Raw genomic sequence first — 24,730 nt, 5'->3', positions numbered from 1 at the left:
GGAAACGAGACTCGAACTCGCGACCCCGACCTTGGCAAGGTCGTGCTCTACCAACTGAGCTATTCCCGCTTAATCTTCGTTTTTCAGACTGTTATCTGAAATTCTGTGATTAAATTTGTTGCTGTCGTAATTCGCATTTCTGCGTCGTTACGGGAGGCGCATTATACGAGAAATCCTTTCTGCTGCAACCCCCTAAAACGCAATTTTTTCCGTTTTCGTTCTGAGTGTTGAATTTATCAGCAAAGCGTACAATTTAGCGCCAAATCCACCCCGCCGCAAGCACACCCGGCAAGCAAATCATAAGCCGGATAAGACGCTTCGCTTCGCCATCCGGCAAACACGCCGTTTACAGCTTAATAAAATTCTCGCGGTAATAAGCCAGCTCCGCCACCGACTCGCGAATATCATCCATCGCCTGGTGCGTTCCCTGCTTGGTAAAACCGGCAAGGATTTCCGGCTTCCAGCGACGCGCCAGCTCTTTCAGCGTACTCACATCCAGATAGCGATAGTGGAAATAGGCTTCCAGTTCAGGCATGTACTTAAACAGAAAACGGCGATCCTGGCCGATGCTGTTGCCACAAATCGGTGATTTACCTGCCGGAACCCACTCTTTTAAAAATTCAATGGTCGCCAGTTCTGCGGCGCGATCGTCAAACGTGCTGGCTTTTACCCGATCCACCAGACCACTTCCGGTATGGGTACGCACGTTCCAGTCATCCATTAACGCCAGTTGTTCAGCAGACTGATGCACCGCAATCGTCGGCCCTTCCGCCAGGATATTCAGGTTGGCATCGGTCACCAGCGTCGCGATCTCAATAATGCGATCGCGCTCGGGATCCAGGCCGGTCATCTCAAGATCTATCCAAATGAGGTTGTTTTCATTGGCACTCATGCTATTTTCCACCCTTCAGAGGTCACAGTCAGTGTGACTATATTCATCTAAAATAGCGTGTATCATAGATGTTTTGCCCATTGCGGGCGACCAGGAGCCAGTACGATTGAGTAAAAATAAACTCTCCAAAGGCCAACAGCGCCGCGTGAAAGCCAATCATCAGCGTCGTCTAAAAACGTCCACGGAGAAGGCAGACTTCGATGACAACCTGTTCGGCGAGACCGCTGAAGGTATCGTCATCAGCCGCTTTGGCATGCATGCCGACGTAGAATCCGCCGATGGCGAGATTCACCGCTGCAACATCCGTCGCACGATCCGTTCGCTGGTCACCGGCGATCGCGTCGTCTGGCGTCCGGGTAAAGCGGCGGCTGAAGGCGTCAACGTCAAAGGGATCGTCGAAGCCGTACACGAACGCACCTCCGTGCTAACGCGCCCGGATTTCTACGACGGCGTGAAGCCTATTGCCGCCAATATCAACCAAATCGTCATTGTCTCCGCCATTTTGCCGGAGCTGTCGCTCAATATTATCGACCGCTACCTGGTGGCCTGCGAAACGTTGCAGGTTGAACCGATTATCGTGCTCAATAAAATCGATCTGCTGGATGACGAAGGGATGGACTTCGTTAACGAGCAGATGGATATCTATCGCGACATCGGCTATCGCGTGTTGATGGTATCCAGCCATACGCAAGATGGCCTCAAACCATTAGAAGAGGCGCTAACCGGCCGCATCAGCATCTTTGCCGGGCAGTCTGGCGTTGGAAAATCGAGCCTGTTGAACGCCCTTCTGGGCCTACAGGAAGCGATCCTCACCAATGATGTGTCGGATAACTCCGGTCTGGGGCAGCACACCACGACCGCCGCGCGCCTGTATCACTTCCCGCACGGCGGCGATGTGATTGACTCCCCTGGGGTACGCGAATTTGGCCTCTGGCATCTCGAACCGGAACAAATCACCCACGGATTTGTCGAATTTCATGACTACCTGGGCCATTGCAAATATCGCGACTGCAAGCATGATACCGACCCAGGTTGCGCCATCCGTGAAGCGGTAGAAGACGGTAAAATTGCAGAAACCCGTTTCGAAAATTATCACCGCATTCTGGAAAGCATGGCACAGGTAAAAACACGTAAAAACTTTTCTGATATGGACGACTGACAACTACGCTAAGCATCGCTAGAATCGTCCCCTTTTTTCAGGATGCCGGCGTCAATGCCGGTTCAGGAACAACAATGGCCTGGAGGCTACCTTGTTAAACTCATTTAAACTTTCGCTACAATACATTCTGCCGAAACTATGGCTCACTCGCCTGGCGGGCTGGGGCGCGAGAAAACGAGCGGGCTGGCTGACCAAACTGGTTATCGATCTGTTCGTGAAATACTACAAGGTCGATATGAAAGAGGCGCAGAAGCCGGATACCGCCAGCTATCGCACCTTTAACGATTTCTTTGTTCGTCCGCTGCGTGACGACGTCCGTCCGGTGAATACCGATCCAAACATACTGGTGATGCCGGCTGACGGCGTGATCAGCCAGTCAGGTAAAATCGAAGAAGATAAAATCCTGCAAGCGAAAGGTCACAACTACAGCCTGGAAGCGCTGCTGGCAGGTAACTACCTGATGGCGGACCTGTTCCGCAACGGTTCGTTTGTCACCACCTACCTCTCTCCGCGCGACTACCACCGCGTACACATGCCGTGCAACGGTATCCTGCGCGAGATGATCTACGTACCGGGCGATCTGTTCTCGGTGAATCACCTGACCGCGCAAAACGTGCCAAACCTGTTTGCCCGTAACGAACGCGTGATCTGCCTGTTTGACACAGAATTTGGTCCAATGGCGCAAATTCTGGTCGGGGCGACCATTGTCGGCAGCATCGAAACCGTCTGGGCAGGAACCATTACGCCGCCGCGTGAAGGCGTGATCAAACGCTGGACCTGGCCGGAAGGGGAAAGCGAAGGGTCTGTGGCGCTGTTGAAAGGTCAGGAGATGGGCCGTTTCAAACTGGGTTCAACCGTGATCAACCTGTTTGCGCCGGGTAAAGTCACGCTGGCTGAACAGCTACAAAGCCTGTCAGTGACCAAAATCGGTCAGCCGCTGGCCGTTTCTACCGAACTCTTCGTGACCCCTGAAGCGGAACCCGCGCCGCTGCCGGAAGAAGAGATCAACGCCGAACACGACGCCAGCCCGCTGGTTGACGACAAGAAAGACGAAAGTTAAATAAAGGATCGCTGCTGTGCGCCTGATTATCACTTTTCTGATGGCCTGGTGCCTCAGCCTGGGGGCGTACGCTGCGACGGCCCCCGACGCCAAACTGATTGCCCAGGAACTGGAGCAGGCTAAAGCGGCAAAACCCGCTCAGCCAGAGGCCGTAGAGGCCCTCCAGTCCGCGCTGAACGCGCTTGAGGAACGAAAAGGTTCTCTTGAGCGCGCCGAACAATATCAGCAGGTTATCGACAATTTCCCTAAGCTGTCCGCGACGCTACGCGCACAGCTCAATAACTTGCGCGATGAACCGCGCAGCGTGCCGCCAGGCATGTCCACCGATGCGCTAAGCCAGGAGATCCTCCAGGTCAGCAGCCAGTTGCTGGATAAAAGCCGTCAGGCCCAGCAGGAGCGAGAGCGCGCCCGTGAAATCGCCGATTCGTTAAGCCAGCTTCCACAACAGCAAACGGATGCCCGTCGCCAGTTAAATGAGATTGAGCGGCGCATTGGCACCGCCAGCGGCAACTCCCCGCTCAACCAGGCGCAAAATCTGAGTATGCAGGCCGAATCCGCCAGACTCAAAGCGCAGGTTGATGAGCTGGAACTGGCGCAGCTTTCGGCGAATAACCGTCAGGAACTGGCGCGAATGCGCTCCGAACTGGCGGAAAAACAGAGCCAACAGCTGGATGCCTGGTTACAGGCATTACGCAATCAATTAAACAGCCAGCGCCAACGAGAAGCAGAGCGAGCGCTGGAAAGCACCGAACTGCTGGCGGAAAACAGCGCTGACCTGCCGCCGGGCATTATCGAACAGTTCAAGGTGAACCGCGAGCTGTCGCAGGCGCTTAACCAGCAGGCGCAACGCATGGATCTGGTGGCCTCACAGCAACGCCAGGCCACCAGCCAGACGCTACAGGTTCGTCAGGCCCTGAACACCCTGCGGGAACAGTCGCAGTGGTTAGGCGTATCGAATATGCTGGGGGAAGCCCTGCGCGCGCAGGTATCGCGTCTCCCGGAAATGCCCAAGCCGCAGCAGTTAGATACCGAAATGGCGCAGCTGCGCGTACACCGTATGCGCTACGAAGATCTGCTCAACAAACAACCGCAACTGCGTCAGATTCGCCAGGCCGACGGTCAAACGCTGACCTCTGAGCAGAGCCGCATTCTTGACGCCCAACTGCGTACCCAACGCGAGCTGCTGAATTCACTGTTGCAGGGCGGTGATACGCTGATCCTCGAACTCACCAAGCTGAAAGTGTCCAATAGTCAACTGGAAGACGCGCTGAAAGAGGTCAACGAAGCCACTCACCGTTACCTGTTCTGGACGTCTGACGTGAGTCCGATGTCGCTCTCGTGGCCTATCAGCCTCGTTCAGGATCTGCGTCGACTGATCTCACTGGATACGTTCAATCAGCTCGGCAAAGCCAGCATCATGATGCTCACCAGCAAGGAGACGCTGCTGCCGCTGTTTGGCGCGCTGGTGCTGGTTGGTTTTAGTCTCTATTCGCGCAAACATTTCACCCGTTTTCTGGAGCGTTCATCCTCCCGCGTCGGGAAAGTCACACAGGATCACTTCTGGCTGACGCTGCGCACCGTGTTCTGGTCGATTCTGGTCGCCTCCCCGCTGCCCGTACTGTGGGCCACGCTGGGCTATGGGTTGCAGGAGGCATGGCCTTATCCTCTGGCCGTCGCCATCGGCGACGGAGTGACAGCAACGGTTCCGCTGCTGTGGGTCGTCATGATTTGCGCCACCTTTGCCCGCCCTAACGGTCTGTTCGTGGCGCATTTTGGCTGGCCCCGAAACCGTGTCGCGCGCGCCATGCGCTATTACCTGATGAGCATCGGGCTGATTGTCCCGCTCATTATGGCGCTGATTATGTTTGATAATCTTAACGATCGGGAGTTCTCCGCGTCGCTGGGGCGTCTCTGTTTCATCCTGATCTGCGGCGCGCTCGCGATTGTCACGCTGAGCCTGAAGCGCGCCGGTATCCCGCTGTACCTCGATAAAGAGGGCAGCGGCGACAATATGGTCAACAGTATGCTCTGGAACCTGCTGATGGGCGCGCCGCTCATTGCGATCCTTGCGGCCGCTGTCGGCTATCTGGCCACCGCGCAGGCGCTGCTGGCGCGACTGGAGACCTCCGTTGCCATCTGGTTCCTGCTGCTGGTTATCTATCACGTCATTCGCCGCTGGATGCTGATTCAGCGTCGCCGTCTGGCGTTCGATCGCGCTAAGCATCGCCGGGCCGAAATGCTGGCGCAACGTGCGCGCGGCGAAGAAGAACCCGCCCACTCCACCAGCCTCGAAGGGGCCGTCGAAGTGGATGAAAGCGAAGTGGATCTCGACGCCATCAGCGCCCAGTCGCTGCGCCTGGTACGTTCTATCCTGATGCTTATCGCCCTGCTGTCGGTCATTGTGCTGTGGTCGGAAATCCATTCCGCCTTTGGCTTCCTGGAGAATATCTCGCTGTGGGATGTCACCTCCACGGTGCAAGGGGTTGAAAGTCTGGAGCCGATTACGCTGGGCGCGGTGTTGATTGCGATCCTGGTGTTTATCATCACCACGCAACTGGTGCGTAACCTGCCCGCCCTGCTGGAGCTGGCGCTCTTGCAGCATCTGGATCTGACGCCCGGCACCGGCTACGCCATCACCACCATCACCAAGTATCTGTTGATGCTGATTGGCGGGCTGGTCGGTTTCTCGATGATTGGCATTGAATGGTCGAAGTTACAATGGCTGGTCGCCGCGCTCGGTGTCGGTCTGGGCTTTGGTTTACAGGAGATCTTCGCCAACTTTATTTCCGGCTTAATCATCCTGTTCGAAAAGCCGATTCGTATTGGCGATACGGTGACCATTCGCGACCTTACCGGCAGCGTGACCAAAATCAACACCCGCGCCACCACCATCAGCGACTGGGACCGTAAAGAGATTATCGTGCCGAACAAAGCGTTCATCACCGAGCAGTTTATCAACTGGTCGCTGTCTGATTCGGTAACGCGTGTGGTGCTGACCATCCCGGCGCCGTCAGACGCTAACAGCGAAGAGGTGACGCAAATTCTGCTGACTGCGGCGCACCGCTGTTCACTGGTGATTGACAACCCGGCGCCGGAAGTATTCCTGGTTGACCTGCAACAGGGGATTCAGATCTTCGAACTGCGTATCTATGCCGCAGAGATGGGGCACCGTATGCCGTTGCGCCATGAAATCCACCAGTTGATTCTGGCGGGCTTCCATGAGCACGGTATTGATATGCCATTCCCTCCGTTCCAAATGCGCCTGGAAAGCCTGAATGGCAGGCAGACTGGAAGAACGCTGACATCCGCCGCCAGGAAAAGTCGCCCGGCGGGAAGTTTGTAAGCCGTAATAATGCCGGATAGCGGCTTCGCCTTATCCGGCCTACAGAACAGCAATGAACGCGTAGGCCGGGTAACGGCAAAAAGATTACTCCACCGCCCACCGAGGCTGTTTCGCCATCCGGCGGCTGTAGTTCTGATAAATCGCCATCGCTAACAGCGAGAAGAATATCGGGCCGCCGGTCATCCACAGCGCACTATTCCAGTCCCCGGCTTCAATCACCGGCTGAATGATGGTAAACACATTCGCAAACGTCACCACCAGCACGACCACGCCCGTTGCCAGCATCGTAGAAACATGGGTTTTGAAGATCACAAATGGCCGTTCCAGGCCTTCGCGAGACTTAAAGAACGGGAAGGCCAGCGCGAGGAACAGGTACGGCAACGTCATCGACACGTTCGCCATCAGCGTCAGTTTGTTGTAGAACGCCGACGCGGTATCACCGCCAAAAGAGACCAGCAGAATAAACAGACTCACCAGCAGACACTGCATCCACATTGCGGTAGCTGGCATACCTGCCGCGTTCAGCGTCGTCATCGGCGCAGGCCACAGCGCTTTTGGCGTCCCCTGGATAATGGCCTTCAATGGCGAGTAGCTCAGCGTAAAGAACGCGCCGGTATAGGCAAGGAACATGGAGAGGCCAGTGATACGCGCAAACCAGACGCCGGTCGCCATTGCCGCTTCCGGCGACAGATGCAGCGCGTTACCCAACGTCATCCCCAGGCTTTTCATCAGAATATAGGTGATATTTCCGAGGTTAACGGAGCCATTACTTAATACCTGTTGCCAGTTGGTGCTAACACCCCATAAAAATATCGCCAGCGAATAACCAACGGAAATAACAATTGCCGCAAAAACAATTCCTTTCGCAAAATTCTTTTCCGGCTTTTCTGTTTTATCCACCAGGCCGCCTACCGCTTCAATTCCGCCGTAGGCAAAAATAGCGAAAACAACAAATGAGAGCATGGCCAGGCCGGATTGATATCCGGGATTGGGTGAGGAGACAAAATTAATATTTTCCGCAAAATGCCCACCATTTAATAACAAAATAGCGACACTCACTAACAACAAAACTAAATTAAGACACATCACGGCAATCCCCCCTACTGCCGTAATACGCGCAATTTTATTAATTCCCTTTGATGCGATACAGGTCACCAGAATCATCCAGCCGACGGCGAGCAGACCAACAACCTGCGTCGGTTCAAGCCCGGCGATCCGCCAGTGCTGCGTCATATCTGCACCAAACAAGAACGTAGAGAAAGGCACCCAGACTTTCGCCGCAGTGCTCACCATCCAGATAACATAGGAGGAGAACCACATAAAAGTGCCGATAAACGCATAACGCGGGCCAACGCTATTATTCATCCACGAATAGATTCCGCCTTCTTCTTTTCGATAAGCAGAACCCATTTCAGCCATCATTAAGGCAAATGGAATAAAGAATAATAATGCAGAAAAGATATACCACGGGATCGCGCTATACCCCATTAAATAAAACGCCGACGGGCTATTGGCAAAACCAAAAACGGACGTAAATATCATCAGGATGAGGCCAGCCAGGCTCATCTTCTTTATTGTCTGGTTCATGAAACCATCCCTTACTCTGGGCACGTTGGCTAAACGGCGCTCACCGGTTTGCACTGCCCCTTTGCAGAGGTCAGCAATAAAAATCAACACAGAATTGATACCTGAATGGTATCAAACATCCAGACTTATATTGTGGCTATAAGAGGGGAATTGAAAAAATGTGCTACAAAATGGCGCTCATTGCGCCATTTTGTTTCGCAAAAGAGGGGTTTTCGGATTTATGCCCGATCAACGGTAAAAGCGATAACCTCAGCGAGGCTTTCCGCCCCCAGCGCCAGCATCACCAGACGATCCACGCCCAGCGCCACGCCGGAACAGTCAGGCATCCCCACCTTCAGCGCCTCCAGCAGGTTGTTATCGATAGGCTGCTGCGGTAAGCCTCGCGCGGCGCGCTTACGGTTATCCTGCTCGAAGCGTTGTTGCTGCTCGCGCGCATCCGTCAGTTCGTGGAAACCATTCGCCAGCTCAATACCTTTGAAGTAAACCTCGAAGCGTTCAGCCACCCGATGGTCTTCAGTGCTGATTTGCGCCAGCGATGCCTGGCTTGCCGGAAAATGGTACACAAACGTCGGCTTCTCTTTGCCAATGTGCGGTTCCACGCCCATAGTAAACAGCAGTTGCAGCAGCGTATCGCGATCTTCTTCGGTATCCGCGATATTGCTTAAATCCAGCTTCGCCGCCGCTTCACGCAGTTGAGTTTTATCCGCAGACAGCGGATCAATCTCCAGATGGCGCTGAAACACCTGCTGGTAAGAAAGACTCTCCGCAGGTTGACATTCCAGCACCTGTTGCAGCAGGTCGTCCACTTCGTTCATCAAACGGTACATGTCGTAGTGGGGACGATACCACTCCAGCATGGTGAATTCCGGGTTGTGATGACGCCCCATCTCTTCGTTGCGAAAGCTACGGCACAGCTGGAAAACCGGGCCGCATCCCGCCACCAGCAGGCGTTTCATGTGGTATTCCGGGCTGGTCATCAGATAAAGGTTCATGCCCTGAGAGTGGCCAGGGCCGACGAAACGCGTTTCGAACGGGAACAGATGAATGTCCGTTACCGTCGCCTGGCTCATGCAGGGCGTCTCAACCTCCAGCACTCCACGATCGGCAAAGAAACGACGGATCTCCGTCATAATTGCCGCACGTTTTAACAGGTTAGGAATGGACGCGCTCGGCTGCCAGGTTGCCGTTTCGCTCATGGTACTTTCTCCGATTTAAGACAAGGGCACGAAGTCTACTCGTAACACGCCAGTGAAACAAATTTTGTGCGGGAATAATGCGCTCCGCCGGAAAAGTAAAAAAAGTGAAGCCAGGTGGTTTAGTAATTAAATTAATCAGAATCAATGATAAATCGACCCGTTGATGCGCTAAAAAAATCGAACACGTCAAATTTCCCTCACATCCGTAAGACTATACTGTTGTACCTATAAAGGAGCAGTGGAAACGCGTTCGCAACCCGCATCAATCAGGAGTTCAATCTGATGGTGTACGGGGACGAAATAACAACAATCTGGAGGAATGTCGTGCAAACCTTTCAAGCCGATCTTGCCATTATAGGCGCCGGTGGCGCGGGATTACGTGCTGCAATAGCTGCCGCGCAGGCGAATCCTAACGCTAAAATCGCACTGATCTCAAAAGTGTACCCGATGCGCAGCCACACCGTTGCTGCCGAAGGGGGTTCAGCCGCTGTCGCCCAGGATCATGACAGCTTTGACTACCATTTTCACGATACGGTAGCGGGCGGAGACTGGCTGTGTGAACAGGATGTCGTGGATTACTTTGTCCACCATTGTCCAACTGAAATGACGCAACTTGAGCAATGGGGTTGCCCGTGGAGCCGTCGCCCGGACGGCAGCGTCAACGTACGTCGTTTCGGCGGTATGAAAATTGAGCGTACCTGGTTTGCCGCAGATAAAACCGGCTTCCATATGCTGCATACCCTGTTCCAGACCTCTTTGCAGTTCCCACAAATCCAACGCTTTGATGAACACTTCGTCCTGGATATCCTGGTCGATGACGGTCATGCCCGTGGCCTCGTGGCCATGAACATGATGGAAGGCACGCTTGTGCAGATCCGCGCCAACGCGGTGGTGATGGCTACCGGCGGCGCAGGCCGCGTGTATCGCTACAACACCAACGGCGGCATCGTGACCGGCGACGGTATGGGCATGGCGCTGGGCCACGGCGTACCGCTGCGTGATATGGAATTCGTTCAGTATCACCCGACCGGTCTGCCGGGTTCCGGTATCCTGATGACCGAAGGCTGCCGTGGTGAAGGCGGTATTCTGGTCAACAAAAATGGCTACCGCTATTTGCAGGATTACGGCATGGGCCCGGAAACGCCGCTTGGCGAGCCGAAAAACAAATACATGGAACTGGGGCCACGAGACAAAGTGTCTCAGGCGTTCTGGCACGAATGGCGCAAAGGCAACACCATTTCCACACCGCGTGGCGATGTGGTTTACCTCGACCTGCGCCATCTGGGCGAGAAAAAACTGCTCGAACGTTTACCGTTCATCTGCGAACTGGCGAAAGCCTACGTGGGTGTCGATCCGGTTAAAGAGCCGATTCCGGTTCGTCCAACCGCGCACTACACCATGGGCGGCATCGAAACCGATCAGAATTGCGAAACCCGCATTAAAGGTCTGTTTGCCGTTGGCGAGTGCTCCTCTGTGGGTCTGCACGGCGCTAACCGTCTGGGTTCTAACTCTCTGGCGGAACTGGTGGTCTTTGGCCGTCTGGCGGGCGAACAAGCAATGGAACGCGCCTCAACCGCAGGCACGGCTAACGACGCCGCGCTTGATGCGCAGGTTGCGGGCGTTGAACAACGTCTGAAAGACCTCGTTAACCAGGAAGGCAACGAGAACTGGGCGAAAATCCGCGATGAAATGGGCCTGTCGATGGAAGAAGGTTGCGGTATCTACCGTACGCCGGAACTCATGCAGAAAACTGTGGATAAGCTGGCGGAGTTGCAGGAACGCTTCAAGCGTGTTCGTATCACCGATACCTCCAGCGTATTCAACACCGACCTGCTGTACACCATCGAGCTGGGTCATGGTCTGAACGTAGCGGAATGTATGGCGCACTCCGCGCTGGCACGTAAAGAATCACGCGGCGCTCACCAGCGTCTGGACGAAGGCTGCACCGAGCGTGACGACGTCAACTTCCTCAAACATACCCTCGCCTTCCGCGATGCTGATGGCACAACTCGCCTGGAATACAGCGACGTGAAAATCACCACTCTGCCACCGGCAAAACGTGTGTATGGCGCTGAAGCGGAAGCCGCCGATAAGAAGGAGAAGGCGTAATGGCTGAGATGAAAAACCTGAAAATTGAGGTGGTGCGCTATAACCCGGAAACCGACACCGCGCCGCACAGTGCTTTCTACGAAGTGCCTTACGATGAAGCGACGTCGCTGCTGGATGCGTTAGGCTACATCAAAGATAACCTGGCGCCGGACCTGAGCTATCGCTGGTCCTGCCGTATGGCGATCTGCGGTTCTTGCGGCATGATGGTCAACAACGTGCCAAAACTGGCGTGCAAAACCTTCCTGCGTGATTACACCAAGGGTATGAAGGTTGAAGCCCTGGGGAACTTCCCGATCGAACGCGATCTGGTCGTCGATATGACGCACTTTATCGAGAGCCTGGAAGCGATCAAGCCGTACATCATCGGCAACCCGCGTACGCCGGATCAGGGGCCAAACACCCAGACCCCGGCGCAGATGGCGAAGTATCACCAGTTCTCCGGTTGCATCAACTGTGGTCTGTGCTACGCCGCGTGCCCGCAATTCGGCCTGAACCCTGAGTTCATCGGCCCGGCTGCGATCACGCTGGCGCATCGTTATAACGAAGACAGCCGCGACCACGGTAAGAAGGAGCGTATGGCGCAGTTAAACGGTCAGAACGGCGTATGGACCTGTACCTTCGTGGGCTACTGCTCCGAAGTCTGTCCGAAACACGTCGATCCGGCTGCGGCCATTCAGCAGGGTAAAGTGGAAAGTTCGAAAGACTTTCTTATCGCCACCCTGAAACCACGCTAAGGAGTGCAACATGACGACTAAACGCAAAGCCTATGTGCGGCCAATGACGTCCACCTGGTGGAAAAAACTGCCGTTTTATCGCTTTTACATGCTGCGCGAAGGCACGGCGGTTCCGGCAGTCTGGTTCAGCATTGAACTGATCTTCGGCCTGTTTGCCCTCAAACATGGCGCGGAATCCTGGATGGGCTTCGTTGGCTTCCTGCAAAACCCGGTAGTGGTGATCTTAAACCTGATCGCCCTGGCGGCAGCCTTGCTGCACACCAAAACTTGGTTTGAGCTGGCGCCAAAAGCCGCCAACATCATTGTTAAAGACGAAAAAATGGGGCCAGAGCCGATCATTAAAGGTCTCTGGGTTGTTACTGCGGTTGTCACCGTAGTCATACTGTATGTTGCCCTGTACTGGTAAGGAGTCCGGGATGATTAATCCAAATCCAAAACGCTCTGACGAACCCGTATTCTGGGGCCTGTTCGGTGCAGGTGGTATGTGGGGCGCGATTATTGCGCCGGTAATGGTTCTGTTGGTGGGTATTCTGCTGCCGCTGGGACTTTTCCCGGGCGATGCGCTGAGCTATGAACGCGTACTGGCGTTCGCCCAGAGCTTCATTGGCCGCGCGTTCCTGTTCCTGATGATCGTCCTGCCGCTGTGGTGCGGTTTACACCGTATGCACCATGCGATGCATGACCTGAAAATCCATGTGCCAAGCGGCAAATGGGTATTCTACGGTCTGGCGGCGATTCTGACCGTTGTCACGGCAATCGGCATCCTCACAATCTAAGCCATACGCCCTCTTATCTGCGCGATAAGAGGGCGTTTTTTTATTTCCCCTTCTCCCTTATTTTTCCCGCCAGGTTCTACACTTAGAAAAAACCGCTAAGGAAAATCCCATGCGCCTGCTGCCTGTCGTTGCCGCCGTTACCGCTGCGTTTCTGGTCGTCGCGTGTAGCACGCCTGTCCCGCCCAGGGGCGTTACCGTTGTCACTGACTTTGATGCCAGACGCTACACTGGCACCTGGTATGAAATCGCGCGTTTCGATCACCGCTTTGAAAGCGGTCTTGAAAAAGTGACGACAACCTACAGTCTGCGGGACGACGGTGGTCTGAACGTCCTCAACAAAGGCTACAACCCGGACAGGGGCATGTGGCAGAAAACAGAAGGGAAAGCCTGGTTTACGGGCGACCCCAGCCGCGCCGCGCTGAAAGTATCGTTCTTCGGCCCTTTCTACGGCGGGTATAACGTCATTGCGATCGACAGAGAGTACCGCCATGCGCTGGTGTGCGGCCCGGATCGCGACTACCTGTGGATACTCTCACGCACGCCGACGCTCTCCGAAGAGATGAAGCAGCAGATGCTGGCCGTCGCGACCCGGGAAGGGTTTGATGTCAGTAAATTAATCTGGGTAAAACAACCCGGCGCTTAACGCTTTTCCCGGAGGATTAGTGAGCACTGAGCTTCAGCCCAATAATCCCCGCTACGATCAGTGCAAGGCTCGCCAGACGCGCAGGACTGGCGGATTCGCCAAGCAGCAAAATACCGGTGATGGCAGCCCCTACCGCGCCGATGCCCGTCCAGACCGCATAGGCAGTACCGACAGGCAGGGTTTTCATCGCCCATGACAACAGCGCCATACTGACAATCATCGCCGCAATGGTAATGACGCTGGGCGTCAGGCGACTGAATCCGTGGGTATATTTCAGGCCGACCGCCCAAACGACTTCAAGCAGACCCGCAATGAACAAAATTATCCAGGACATATCTGGCTCCAGAAAAATGGGGCCGTCCCCGGTGAAAGATACATTTGCAGGTCGTCCTGCAAAGCAGAGGTGTGAGAAAGCATTTTTGCCTGCGAAAAAATCAAATTCAACCCTTTTATTTTCCGCCGTTGCAAAAGCATGAATTGGGCGCAATTCGCAGCGCAGTTCACGCATTCGACGCTCATCGGACTTCTCTATGATGAGACGCTTTCTGAGGTCAGGAAGCCATCGCCTACTTCTGGATGCGGAAAGTTTATGTTAAAAATTTTAGTGATTGACCGCTGCCATTTCACCCGCACGGGGATAGAGGCCTGGCTTAATCATTCTGGCTTATTTGATTCTTCGTTCCTGGTATCAGGGTTGAATAACCTGCTACTGGCAAAAGAGCATATTTCCCAGTGGAAACCTCATCTGGTTATCGCTGACTTATATAGTTTTTTCAACTACAGCCACTCTTTTAAGCCAGCAGCGCCGCTCCTGATGGCCTGCGGAGCCACGCCTTTAATTTTGCTGCAATCAGGCGGCGGACAGTACCAGGCCGATAGCGACCCGCTGTATCAGGTTCATGCCGTAGTGTCGAAACAGGCCACGCTGCATGAGCTATCGCGGAATATTCAGGACGTGCTGCTTGCCCAGTCCGTTACTGACACGCCAAAAACCGCCACACCGCTGCTTACGCCGCAGGAGGAAAAGGTGCTGACAATGTGGATGGAAGGTGCGGGAAACAACGCAATCGCGGCTGCGCTCGGTATTCACGGCAAAACGGTCTACACCTACAAACGCAATATCCGCATGAAATTGCATATGGATAATCGCTACTCGCCGTTTTTATCCTTACCGGAGCAAATCAATTAACGGTACGACGCCACGCCGTACCGTTCACATTTATTGCTGGGCTCTGGTCGCTGCGCCTGAAATGGCGCTGCCGCCTTCAGAGATATCCTGCCCAACGCCGCGTGTTGTATTACACGCAGTTAGCACGGAAGAAAGCACCAAAACAGAAAAGATCGCTGCAATTGTTTTCTTAACCATAACGTCTTCCTTTTCTAGCCAATGTTGTTTGTGTATAGCCACTTAAGCATAGACAAGATCCCGCAATGTGACGGGCGTTCGACGATTTTTTAAGACACCTGGAAGTAATTAGCTGGCAGCGTGAGAGATAGAATTGCCGAGATGTTTGATGTCTTCACCAAAGCCACGCGCGGTATTACAACCCGTCAGCAACGCGCCGGTGAAAAGGATGAGTGCTACAAGACTGATAAGACGTTTCATCATTCCTGCCCTGGAAAAGGTATGGCGCAGCTCAATGCCGCACCATAAATTCAACTTAGCAAATTGCTGACAAACTCCACGTCTGTTTTACCGGATGGCGGTAATACCCATGCGTCACGCAGTCGCCGTAGGCCCGATAAACTTGCGCCATCGGGCATTTCAGACGTTGTCATCAATCTTAATGTCAGCGTCTTATTTAACGCGGGATACGTATTCGCCAGAGCGCGTATCCACTTTGATCACTTCGCCAATCTGGACGAACAGCGGAACTTTAACCACTGCGCCAGTAGACAGCGTAGCCGGTTTGCCGCCAGTACCTGCGGTATCGCCTTTCAGGCCTGGATCGGTATCTACGATTTCCAGCTCAACAAAGTTCGGCGGGGTCACGGTGATCGGCTGGCCGTTCCACAGGGTCACGATGCACTCAGCCTGATCCAGCAGCCATTTCGCGCTGTCGCCGATCGCTTTGGCGTCAGCAGACAGTTGTTCGAACGTTTCGTTGTTCATGAAGTGCCAGAACTCACCGTCGTTGTACAGGTAAGTCAGGTTCATATCGACAACATCGGCACCTTCAGCAGAGTCGGTGGATTTGAAGGTTTTCTCTACACGAGTGCCGGTCAGCAGGCGGCGCAGTTTAACGCGTGCGAACGCCTGGCCTTTACCCGGTTTAACGAATTCGCTGGCTTCAACCGCATAAGGTTCGCCGTCCAACATGATTTTAAGACCAGCACGAAAATCGTTGCTATAGTACGTTGCCATAAGGCCCTCTGAAAATTGTTAACTGGTAGCTAAGCCACAAAATGGCGCATATTGTAACCCTAAATACCCCATCCAGAGAAGATTGGTTAGCGCAACTTGCCGATGTTGTGACCAATCCCGATGAACTACTGCATCTTTTGAATATAGACGCAGATGAAAAACTGTTGGCCGGACGCGACGCCAAACGCCTGTTCGCCCTGCGCGTACCGCGATCTTTCATCGCGCGTATGGAGAAAGGCAATCCCAACGATCCGCTTCTGCGTCAGGTACTTACCTCGCAGGACGAATTCGTAACCGCCCCCGGTTTTTCCACCGACCCGCTGGAAGAGCAGCACAGCGTCGTGCCCGGATTACTGCACAAATACCGCAACCGCGCGTTGCTGCTGGTAAAAGGCGGATGCGCGGTAAATTGCCGCTACTGCTTCCGTCGCCACTTCCCGTATGCGGATAATCAGGGCAACAAACGCAACTGGCAGGTCGCGCTGGACTACATCGCCGCACACCCTGAACTGGATGAGATCATCTTCTCCGGCGGCGATCCTTTGATGGCGAAAGATCACGAACTGGACTGGTTGCTTACGCAACTGGAAGCGATCCCGCACATCAAACGGCTGCGTATCCACAGTCGTTTGCCGATCGTGATCCCCGCGCGCATTACGGATGGGCTGGCAGCCCGCTTTGCGCGCTCTTCTCTGCAAATTCTGCTGGTGAACCACATCAACCACGCCAACGAAATTGACGACACGTTCCGTCAGGCCATGACGACGCTGCGCAACGCGGGCGTTACCCTGCTCAACCAGAGCGTACTGCTACGCGGGGTGAACGATAACGCGCAAACGCTGGCAAACCTCAGCAATGCGCTGTTTGACGCCGGCGTCATGCCCTACTACCTGCATGTGCTGGATAAAGTTCAGGGCGCGGCGCATTTCATGGTGAGCGACGATGAAGCGCGGCGAATTATGCGTGAACTGCTGACGCGGGTATCCGGTTATATGGTGCCCAGACTGGCGCGTGAAATTGGCGGGGAGCCGAGCAAAACACCATTAGATTTGCAGTTACGCCAGCAATAATTGTTCAAACGAGTGTCCGGTTTCGGACACTCGCCCTTAAAATCGCTTATTTGAATCCGTTCATATAGCGCAACGCTTTCCATATTATGTTATTTTAATAACATAACACAGCGAATATATTTCAAAATTATATATTGATTCAAATTAAGTTACCTGATTAATAATTGGTTAGGGAGAACCTTTATGGCGATGAGTATCAAAGGCGTTAATACAGGCGTTATTCGCAAAGCGAATGAGTTTATTGCGCTGGTATTAAAAATAAAAGAACCGAGGAATAAGGAGTCGTTGTTTTTTCTGACGGCGCTGGAATTAAGAGATCTGCTGATCGCTCTGGAAAGCAGGCTGCACCAGAAGCATCACCTGTCCCCCAATGCTCGCCAACAATATGAAAAAGCACGGGATAGAGTCAGTAAAAAAATGCTTGAGAGTATTCCGGCCATTCAGGAAGAGGAACTCAAAAACGCAGATATTAATCGTCGGGTGAATACATTAACGCTGATGGACGACCAGAGCGAAAACGTCATGCTTTCTTTTACGCTGCATGATGGTAAAACATGCGAGTTGATGATTAATGAATTACAGATTGACGTTCTGGTGCGCGCAATTATTCGCGCTATAGATAATGCCGGTATGCGTGAGCTGGTGCTGCGTATTACATCACTACTGGATTTTCTGCCATTATATGATGCTGACTGTCTGGATAACGGTAATCTGGAATATGACGCCTACGCGCAACCTGAATGGAAGCACAATCTCTTCAGCCATTATCTGGCGGTGCTCTATCGTTATACCGATGAGACAGGTAAAACACATTTTAGCGGCGCCGTGGTGAAAAACCGCACCCCTTCTGGCAGCAAAGAGGCAGAGGCCATTTCACGCCGACTGCTTGATTTCAGCCCACGGCTGAAGAAGCTGGCCGGGAAACCGTGCCAGGTGTTTGTCAGAACGCTAACCGCTGATAAGACGCACAAACTCACTCAGGAGCAGTGCCTGCGCGCGTTGCATCATTTACGCGTGCAGTCGGTCGAGAAAGCAAAAAACGCCTGATGGCGCTGCGCTTATCCGGCCTATGACCACATGCGCCTGTATAGACCACTTTATTACACAAAATCATTCAACCTGTATCGCAGCGGCAAGCGAAGAAATCCCCAGCAGCACAGATAACTATGTGACTGGGGTTTCACAGCGCAGCCAACAAAGAGGCAGGTTGAAGAATGAAGTGTAATCAGTTAGGGCACTTATAAACCTGACCGTTCATTTCACTGGCGGTCGGGACAAAGCTGGACAACATTCCCTGCGTTGGGCTGCTGACGCCATAAATCACATTTCCGCCCATTGCCGCAGCCTGGTTACGCAGGTCGTTCGCTGCACCACGCATGGAGCCGCCCTCTTCACCGTGCTGACCAGAAAGCCAGTTGCTTTGCTTACCGGTCGCAGTGCCGATCAACTGGCATTCTGCGCCAGGCTTGTCTTCCACAAAACGCACACTTTGCCCGGCAGCGGTCAGTTGGTTGCTGGAGCTACAACCCGCCATCAGCAGCGCAGCACCGACGATCCCTGCTAAATATTTTACGTGCATGTTATTCCCCATAATCAATGAGCTGGACGCCACTCACGTCGTCCATGTCTGAATCTTATACTAAAAAGATGACCAAAAGAAAAACCCCCGAACATTTCTGCCCGGGGGTTTCTAAATTCTGGGAGATGAGACCCAAATCATTCTGGTTGCAGGAAGGCGGCCAGTTTGTTAATCCCCAGAAGCTTACTCAAGTAAGTGACTGGGGTTAGCAAACGCAGCCAACGCCTCTGCGGCCTGAAGGATGCAGGGTGTGGCAATTACATCATGCCGCCCATTCCACCCATACCGCCCATGCCACCAGCTGCGCCTAAGTCAGGAGCATCGCCTTTCGGCAGGTCAGTTACCATGCACTCGGTAGTGATCATCAGACCAGCCACGGATGCCGCGTACTGCAAAGCAGAACGGGTTACTTTGGTCGGGTCCAGGATACCCATATCGATCATGTTGCCGTATTCTTCGGTTGCTGCGTTGTAACCGTAGTTGCCGTCGCCGCTTTTAACGGTGTTAGCCACAACAGACGGTTCTTCGCCGCAGTTCAGCACGATCTGACGCAGCGGGGATTCCATTGCGCGCAGCGCAACTTTGATACCCACGTTCTGGTCTTCGTTCTGGCCTTTGAGTTCCGCAATTTTAGACGCGACGCGAATCAGCGCAACGCCACCACCGGCAACCACGCCTTCTTCAACCGCAGCACGGGTCGCGTGCAGGGCATCTTCAACGCGTGCTTTTTTCTCTTTCATTTCAACTTCGGTCGCAGCGCCAACTTTGATAACCGCAACACCGCCTGCCAGTTTCGCTACGCGCTCTTGCAGTTTTTCACGGTCGTAATCGGAAGTGGCTTCTTCGATCTGCTGACGGATCTGAGTGACACGGCCCTGGATCGCAGACTCTTCACCCACGCCATCAATGATGGTGGTGGTGTCTTTGTTGATCACAACGCGTTTTGCCTGACCCAGGTCTTCCAGGGTAGATTTTTCCAGCTCCATACCGATCTCTTCAGAGATGACGGTACCACCGGTCAGGGTTGCGATATCTTGCAGCATCGCTTTACGACGGTCACCGAAGCCCGGCGCTTTAACCGCCGCCACTTTCACGATGCCGCGCATGGTGTTAACCACCAGCGTAGCCAGCGCTTCGCCTTCCACATCTTCAGCGATGATCAGCAGCGGTTTGCCTGCTTTCGCAACGGCTTCCAGAACCGGCAGCATTTCGCGGATGTTAGAGATTTTCTTATCAGCCAGCAGGATGAACGGGCTTTCCAGTTCTACTGCGCCAGTTTCCGGCTTGTTGATGAAGTAAGGAGACAGGTAGCCACGGTCAAACTGCATACCTTCAACCACGTCCAGCTCATCCTGCAAACCAGTACCGTCTTCAACGGTGATCACGCCTTCTTTACCGACTTTGTCCATCGCTTCAGCGATCAGTTTACCTACGGTTTCGTCGGAGTTAGCGGAGATAGTACCAACCTGAGCAATGGCTTTAGAATCAGAGCACGGTACGGACAGGGTTTTCAGTTCTTCAACCGCAGCAGCAACCGCTTTGTCGATACCACGTTTCAGATCCATCGGGTTCATGCCCGCAGCAACGGCTTTCAGACCTTCAGTGATGATGGACTGAGCCAGTACGGTCGCGGTGGTGGTGCCGTCGCCTGCCGCATCGTTCGCTTTAGAGGCAACTTCTTTCACCATCTGCGCGCCCATGTTTTCGAACTTGTCTTCCAGCTCGATTTCACGCGCTACGGAAACACCATCTTTAGTAATGGTCGGCGCACCGAAAGATTTATCCAGAACCACGTTACGGCCTTTCGGACCGAGGGTCACTTTCACTGCGTCTGCCAGTACGTTTACGCCGCGCAGCATTTTCACACGAGCGTCGTTACCGAATTTTACGTCTTTAGCTGCCATTTTCTCTTTCCCTTAAATTCGTATGTTCAGTGTCGTTCGCGGATTACGCTTCAACAATTGCCAGAATGTCGCTTTCAGACATGATCAACACTTCTTCATTGTCGATCTTCTCAGATTTCACACCATAGCCATCGTTGAAAATAACGATGTCGCCAACCTTAACGTCCAGCGGCTGCACAGTACCGTTATCCAGGATGCGACCCTTACCGACAGCGATGATTTCGCCACGCGTTGATTTACCCGCTGCGGAACCGGTCAGAACAATGCCGCCAGCAGATTTGGATTCAACTTCTTTACGTTTGACGATCACACGATCATGTAACGGACGAATACTCATTGATAGCTCTCCTTTGAGAAAGTCTTTATCAGTTATGGGTGACGCCGGCCCGTGAACGGTTTCCCGGCTAGTGACCAGAGAGATGGGGATGGGTTTTTGCCCCTTCAAGGGGGCAGATGAAAAAAAATTCTTATCAGCAGAAAATCGCGCGAAAACGGTAGCTCACCTCACATTTCATAACGATTTAAGGCGGCCCGTCATAAGTAAATCCGATTGTGTTACCATCGAAAATCTGCGCAGTTGCCCAAAAATTGGGCGTAACCGGATAGTGACTCATGAGTGGACTAAAACAAGAGCTGGGACTGGCTCAGGGCGTGGGCCTGTTGTCGACATCACTGTTAGGAACCGGCGTCTTTGCCGTCCCGGCGCTGGCCGCGCTGGTGGCGGGCAATAACAGCCTGTGGGCCTGGCCTGCGCTCATCGTTTTAGTCTTTCCTGTGGCGATTGTTTTTGCCATCCTGGGGCGTCATTTCCCCAGTGCGGGCGGCGTGGCGCATTTTGTCGGGATGGCGTTTGGTTCGCGAATGGCGCGCGTCACCGGATGGCTGTTCCTGTCGGTCATCCCCGTCGGCCTGCCAGCGGCGCTGCATATCGCCGCCGGGTTCGGTCAGGCGATGTTTGGCTGGCACGGCTGGCAGCTTTTACTGGCGGAATTCGGCACGCTGGCGCTGGTGTGGTTCATTGGCTCTCGCGGCGCCAGTTCCAGCGCCAACCTGCAAACGATCATTGCCGGGCTGATTGTGGCGCTGATTGTCGCTATCTGGTGGGCGGGCGATCTCAAGCCGAACCAAATTCCATTCCCTGCCCCTGCGGATATTGAGCTGCCCGCCCTGTTCGCCGCGCTGTCGGTTATGTTCTGGTGCTTTGTCGGCCTTGAAGCGTTCGCCCATCTGGCATCGGAATTTAAAAACCCTGAACGCGATTTCCCGCGCGCACTGATGATCGGTCTGCTGCTGGCCGGCTCCGTTTATTGGGCGTGTACGGTGGCGGTTCTGCATTTTGACGCCTACGGCGCGCAAATGGCGGCGGCAGCGTCGCTCCCTGACATCGTCGTGCGATTGTTTGGCGTACAGGCGCTGTGGGTCGCCTGCATTATTGGTTATCTGGCCTGCTTCGCCAGCCTGAATATCTATATCCAGAGTTTCGCCCGCCTTGTCTGGTCACAGGCGCAGGACAGGCCAGATCATTATCTGGCACGCCTTTCTGCCCGCCGCGTTCCCCGCAATGCGCTGAACGCCGTACTGGGCTGTTGCGTACTCAGCACATTGTGCATTTACATCCTTGAGATCAATCTCGACGCGCTGATCGTCTATGCCAACGGCATTTTCATTATGATCTACTTGCTGTGCATGCTGGCCGGGTGTCGGTTGCTGGCAGGACGCTATCGCGCGCTGGCGGTGACTGGCGCTCTGCTGTGTCTGTTATTGCTGGCGATGGTGGGATGGAAGTGCCTGTACGCGCTGATTATGCTGACAGCGCTGTGGCTGTTTTTACCCCGCAGGTTGGCTAAGCGTCAGCAGTTGTAGGCCCGGTAAGCATAGCGTCACCGGGCATTTATGCCGGATGACGCCGCTGAAGCGGTTTATCCGGCCTACGGTTCAACGTTTGATTTAATCCTTGCGGTCGTCTTTATGATCTAAACGGTCACGCTCGTCCTCTTTACGCTGAAACTCACCGTCAAACGTCTCGCCGCCACCCGTTCCGGCGCTAAAACCGCCGCCAGGCATACGGGAAAAACGCAAATGCGGCAGCAGCTTCATGGTCAGGTGTTTCTGCACGGGCGGCAATAAAAGAAGCAGCCCCAGGAAGTCGGTGAAGAAGCCGGGCAGCACCAGCAGCAGGCCCGCGATGATCAGCGACACGCTCTTGATCATCTCCGCCGCCGGACTTTCGCCAGCCGCCATTTTCTGCTGCATCAACAAAAAGTTCTTGAAACCCTGGTTTCGCACCAGCGACATACCAATGACCGAGGTGAAAATCACCAGGATCAGCGTCATCAGGACGCCCAGCACATGGGCGACCTGGATAAAAATAGAAATCTCAATGTAAACATAGAGAAAGATGGCAATAAACGGTATCCAGCGCAAAGGACTCTCCTGTAAATGACAGCCGTTTTCATCACGTCTGTCTGATATGGGTGCGCGATTCGCATGCGTCAGATGTTGAGACGGTTAGCAAAATTTCAAGCTGTTTGTACACTTATTTTTAGTGGTAATCCCAAAGCGGTGACCTATTTCACAAAATAATAAATAAGGGGTAACTTCCCACACTTTAAGTGATCCAGGTTACGGTAGAAATCCTGAAGCAGAATATGATCTCGAGTATCAGACCGATGCAGGGGATAATCGTCGGTCAGGAAACATTCGAAACCACATATATCCTGTGTGTTTATGTAATTATTGGCAGCTTGAAAAAGAAGGTTCACATGTTAAACAACATTCGTATCGAAGAAGATTTGTTGGGTACCAGGGAAGTTCCAGCGGATGCCTACTATGGTGTTCACACTCTGAGAGCGATTGAAAACTTCTACATTAGCAATAACAAAATCAGCGATATCCCTGAATTTGTACGCGGTATGGTAATGGTAAAAAAGGCAGCGGCCCTGGCCAACAAAGAGCTGCAAACCATCCCTAAAAGTGTGGCCAACGCCATCATTGCCGCATGTGATGAAGTCCTGAATAACGGCAAATGCATGGACCAGTTCCCGGTAGACGTTTACCAGGGCGGTGCAGGTACTTCCGTCAACATGAACACCAACGAAGTGCTGGCCAATATCGGGCTGGAGCTGATGGGTCATCAGAAAGGTGAATATCAGTACCTGAACCCGAACGACCATGTGAATAAATGTCAGTCCACCAACGACGCCTATCCGACCGGTTTCCGTGTTGCCGTTTACGCGTCTATCGTCAAACTCATTGATGCAATCAATCAGTTGCGTGAAGGCTTCGAGCGTAAAGCCGTTGAGTTCCAGGACATCCTGAAAATGGGTCGTACCCAGTTGCAGGATGCTGTACCGATGACCCTCGGCCAGGAATTCCGCGCTTTCAGCGTACTGCTGAAAGAAGAAGTGAAAAGCATTGAACGTACTGCTGAGCTGCTGCTGGAAGTTAACCTCGGCGCGACGGCAATCGGTACTGGCCTGAACACTCCGAAAGAATACTCTCCGCTGGCGGTGCAGAAACTGGCTGAAGTCACTGGCTTTGCCTGCGTACCGGCAGAAGACCTGATTGAAGCAACGTCCGACTGCGGCGCTTATGTCATGGTACACAGCGCGCTGAAACGTCTGGCTGTGAAGATGTCTAAAATCTGTAACGACCTGCGTTTACTCTCCTCAGGCCCACGCGCGGGTCTGAACGAGATCAACCTGCCGGAACTACAGGCGGGCTCTTCTATCATGCCAGCGAAAGTAAACCCGGTAGTACCAGAAGTTGTTAACCAGGTATGCTTCAAAGTCATCGGTAACGACACCACCGTAACGATGGCAGCCGAAGCAGGCCAGTTGCAACTGAACGTAATGGAGCCGGTTATCGGCCAGGCGATGTTCGAATCTATCCACATTCTGAGCAATGCCTGCTACAACCTGCTGGAAAAATGCATTAACGGCATTACCGCAAACAAAGAAGTGTGCGAAGGATACGTTTATAACTCCATCGGCATCGTCACCTACCTCAACCCGTTCATCGGCCACCACAACGGCGACATCGTTGGTAAGATTTGCGCCGAGACCGGTAAGAGCGTCCGTGAAGTGGTGCTGGAGCGCGGCCTGTTGACTGAAGCAGAGCTGGACGATATTTTCTCCGCACAGAACCTGATGCACCCGGCTTACAAAGCAAAACGTTATACTGATGAAAGCGAACAGTAATCGTACAGGGTAGTAACACAGGAGGCACGTCAGATGACGTGCCTTTTTTCTTGTCATAAGTTACCAAATAACAACAATTTAATATCAACTTGTTAAACAACAAGGAAGGCTAAT

The 24,730-nt window shown here is 53.5% G+C and carries 24 protein-coding genes; 13 read left to right on the top strand and 11 right to left on the bottom strand.

Annotated features, from left to right (window positions below):
- Nucleotides 1-346: 346 nt before the first annotated feature.
- Nucleotides 347-892 (bottom strand): oligoribonuclease, encoded by a 546-nt coding sequence (orn, locus tag OGV83_RS19315; protein WP_049011514.1) that lies wholly within the window; start codon nucleotides 890-892, stop codon nucleotides 347-349.
- 106 nt (nucleotides 893-998) lie between these two features.
- Here orn and rsgA point away from each other — a divergent pair, with 106 nt between their 5' ends.
- The 3 genes from rsgA (at nucleotide 999) to mscM (ending at nucleotide 6,454) form a co-directional block, all read left to right on the top strand.
- Entirely contained in the window at nucleotides 999-2,051 is a 1,053-nt protein-coding gene (gene rsgA / locus OGV83_RS19310) for a small ribosomal subunit biogenesis GTPase RsgA (protein WP_104867864.1), read from the top strand.
- A 91-nt stretch (nucleotides 2,052-2,142) separates the two neighbouring features.
- Nucleotides 2,143-3,111, top strand: coding sequence for an archaetidylserine decarboxylase (gene asd, locus OGV83_RS19305; RefSeq protein ID WP_114848033.1), 969 nt, complete (start codon nucleotides 2,143-2,145; stop codon nucleotides 3,109-3,111).
- Between the two features lie 16 nt (nucleotides 3,112-3,127).
- The gene (mscM, locus tag OGV83_RS19300; RefSeq protein ID WP_024130797.1) at nucleotides 3,128-6,454 is read left to right on the top strand and encodes a miniconductance mechanosensitive channel MscM; all 3,327 of its coding nucleotides are present in this window, start codon (nucleotides 3,128-3,130) and stop codon (nucleotides 6,452-6,454) included.
- Between the two features lie 84 nt (nucleotides 6,455-6,538).
- Here the strand turns inward: mscM and yjeM are convergent, their stop codons facing one another.
- Entirely contained in the window at nucleotides 6,539-8,041 is a 1,503-nt protein-coding gene (gene yjeM, locus OGV83_RS19295) for a glutamate/gamma-aminobutyrate family transporter YjeM (protein ID WP_047459482.1), read from the bottom strand.
- A gap of 218 nt (nucleotides 8,042-8,259) precedes the next feature.
- Nucleotides 8,260-9,237: an elongation factor P--(R)-beta-lysine ligase gene (gene epmA / locus OGV83_RS19290; protein ID WP_012134451.1), complete on the bottom strand. Its 978-nt coding sequence runs from the start codon at nucleotides 9,235-9,237 to the stop codon at nucleotides 8,260-8,262.
- 324 nt (nucleotides 9,238-9,561) lie between these two features.
- On the opposite strand from epmA, the gene frdA reads away from it, so the two are divergent.
- From frdA to OGV83_RS19265, 5 genes are all read left to right on the top strand, one after another.
- Nucleotides 9,562-11,346 carry a fumarate reductase (quinol) flavoprotein subunit gene (gene frdA, locus OGV83_RS19285; RefSeq protein ID WP_047459485.1) on the top strand — a complete coding sequence of 595 codons (1,785 nt, stop codon included), beginning with the start codon at nucleotides 9,562-9,564 and terminating at the stop codon, nucleotides 11,344-11,346.
- The gene (frdB, locus tag OGV83_RS19280) at nucleotides 11,346-12,080 is read left to right on the top strand and encodes a fumarate reductase iron-sulfur protein (RefSeq protein ID WP_104867865.1); all 735 of its coding nucleotides are present in this window, start codon (nucleotides 11,346-11,348) and stop codon (nucleotides 12,078-12,080) included. The genes frdA and frdB overlap by 1 nt, the downstream gene beginning before the upstream one ends.
- A 10-nt stretch (nucleotides 12,081-12,090) precedes the next feature.
- Nucleotides 12,091-12,486: a fumarate reductase subunit FrdC gene (gene frdC, locus OGV83_RS19275; protein ID WP_012134454.1), complete on the top strand. Its 396-nt coding sequence runs from the start codon at nucleotides 12,091-12,093 to the stop codon at nucleotides 12,484-12,486.
- Nucleotides 12,487-12,496: 10 nt separating this feature from the next.
- Nucleotides 12,497-12,856, top strand: a complete 360-nt coding sequence (frdD, locus tag OGV83_RS19270) for a fumarate reductase subunit FrdD (RefSeq protein ID WP_012134455.1) — start codon at nucleotides 12,497-12,499, stop codon at nucleotides 12,854-12,856.
- Between the two features lie 109 nt (nucleotides 12,857-12,965).
- Nucleotides 12,966-13,499 carry a lipocalin family protein gene (locus tag OGV83_RS19265; protein WP_012134456.1) on the top strand — a complete coding sequence of 178 codons (534 nt, stop codon included), beginning with the start codon at nucleotides 12,966-12,968 and terminating at the stop codon, nucleotides 13,497-13,499.
- A 16-nt stretch (nucleotides 13,500-13,515) separates the two neighbouring features.
- On the opposite strand, the gene sugE is transcribed toward OGV83_RS19265, so the two are convergent.
- Complete coding sequence (sugE, locus tag OGV83_RS19260; RefSeq protein ID WP_012134457.1) at nucleotides 13,516-13,833, bottom strand: quaternary ammonium compound efflux SMR transporter SugE; 318 nt, start codon at nucleotides 13,831-13,833, stop codon at nucleotides 13,516-13,518.
- 255 nt (nucleotides 13,834-14,088) lie between these two features.
- Between sugE and OGV83_RS19255 the strand changes: the two genes are divergently transcribed.
- Entirely contained in the window at nucleotides 14,089-14,688 is a 600-nt protein-coding gene (locus tag OGV83_RS19255; protein ID WP_049011510.1) for a LuxR C-terminal-related transcriptional regulator, read from the top strand.
- Between the two features lie 30 nt (nucleotides 14,689-14,718).
- Here OGV83_RS19255 and ecnB read toward each other — a convergent pair whose 3' ends face one another.
- The 3 genes from ecnB to efp all read right to left on the bottom strand — a co-directional run bounded on the left by ecnB (nucleotide 14,719) and on the right by efp (nucleotide 15,864).
- On the bottom strand, nucleotides 14,719-14,865 hold the full coding sequence (ecnB, locus tag OGV83_RS19250) for a lipoprotein toxin entericidin B (RefSeq protein WP_024130801.1): 147 nt from the start codon (nucleotides 14,863-14,865) through the stop codon (nucleotides 14,719-14,721).
- A 108-nt stretch (nucleotides 14,866-14,973) separates the two neighbouring features.
- Complete coding sequence (gene ecnA / locus OGV83_RS19245) at nucleotides 14,974-15,108, bottom strand: lipoprotein antitoxin entericidin A (RefSeq protein WP_024130802.1); 135 nt, start codon at nucleotides 15,106-15,108, stop codon at nucleotides 14,974-14,976.
- 189 nt (nucleotides 15,109-15,297) lie between these two features.
- Nucleotides 15,298-15,864, bottom strand: a complete 567-nt coding sequence (gene efp, locus OGV83_RS19240) for an elongation factor P (RefSeq protein ID WP_012134461.1) — start codon at nucleotides 15,862-15,864, stop codon at nucleotides 15,298-15,300.
- 41 nt (nucleotides 15,865-15,905) lie between these two features.
- Here efp and epmB point away from each other — a divergent pair, with 41 nt between their 5' ends.
- Both epmB and OGV83_RS19230 read left to right on the top strand, forming a co-directional pair.
- Nucleotides 15,906-16,934 (top strand): EF-P beta-lysylation protein EpmB, encoded by a 1,029-nt coding sequence (gene epmB / locus OGV83_RS19235; protein WP_012134462.1) that lies wholly within the window; start codon nucleotides 15,906-15,908, stop codon nucleotides 16,932-16,934.
- 183 nt (nucleotides 16,935-17,117) lie between these two features.
- Nucleotides 17,118-17,981: a YjeJ family protein gene (locus OGV83_RS19230; protein WP_286464375.1), complete on the top strand. Its 864-nt coding sequence runs from the start codon at nucleotides 17,118-17,120 to the stop codon at nucleotides 17,979-17,981.
- 178 nt (nucleotides 17,982-18,159) lie between these two features.
- Here the strand turns inward: OGV83_RS19230 and OGV83_RS19225 are convergent, their stop codons facing one another.
- The 3 genes from OGV83_RS19225 to OGV83_RS19215 form a co-directional block, all read right to left on the bottom strand.
- Entirely contained in the window at nucleotides 18,160-18,513 is a 354-nt protein-coding gene (locus OGV83_RS19225; RefSeq protein ID WP_024130803.1) for a DUF4156 domain-containing protein, read from the bottom strand.
- A gap of 257 nt (nucleotides 18,514-18,770) precedes the next feature.
- A complete protein-coding gene (groL, locus tag OGV83_RS19220; protein ID WP_012134466.1) occupies nucleotides 18,771-20,417 on the bottom strand; it encodes a chaperonin GroEL in 1,647 nt (548 codons plus the stop codon).
- 43 nt (nucleotides 20,418-20,460) lie between these two features.
- A complete protein-coding gene (locus tag OGV83_RS19215) occupies nucleotides 20,461-20,754 on the bottom strand; it encodes a co-chaperone GroES (protein ID WP_000027827.1) in 294 nt (97 codons plus the stop codon).
- A 275-nt stretch (nucleotides 20,755-21,029) separates the two neighbouring features.
- On the opposite strand from OGV83_RS19215, the gene yjeH reads away from it, so the two are divergent.
- Nucleotides 21,030-22,280, top strand: coding sequence for an L-methionine/branched-chain amino acid transporter (gene yjeH / locus OGV83_RS19210; protein ID WP_200054029.1), 1,251 nt, complete (start codon nucleotides 21,030-21,032; stop codon nucleotides 22,278-22,280).
- 84 nt (nucleotides 22,281-22,364) lie between these two features.
- Here the strand turns inward: yjeH and OGV83_RS19205 are convergent, their stop codons facing one another.
- Nucleotides 22,365-22,841, bottom strand: a complete 477-nt coding sequence (locus OGV83_RS19205) for an FxsA family protein (protein WP_071257314.1) — start codon at nucleotides 22,839-22,841, stop codon at nucleotides 22,365-22,367.
- Nucleotides 22,842-23,179: 338 nt separating this feature from the next.
- On the opposite strand from OGV83_RS19205, the gene aspA reads away from it, so the two are divergent.
- Complete coding sequence (aspA, locus tag OGV83_RS19200; protein ID WP_024130804.1) at nucleotides 23,180-24,616, top strand: aspartate ammonia-lyase; 1,437 nt, start codon at nucleotides 23,180-23,182, stop codon at nucleotides 24,614-24,616.
- Nucleotides 24,617-24,730 lie beyond the last annotated feature (114 nt).

This window comes from Citrobacter sp. CK189, from assembly GCF_030333505.1.
Classification (GTDB): domain Bacteria; phylum Pseudomonadota; class Gammaproteobacteria; order Enterobacterales; family Enterobacteriaceae; genus Citrobacter_B; species Citrobacter_B koseri.
This window is presented reverse-complemented; position numbering and strand designations above follow the sequence as displayed.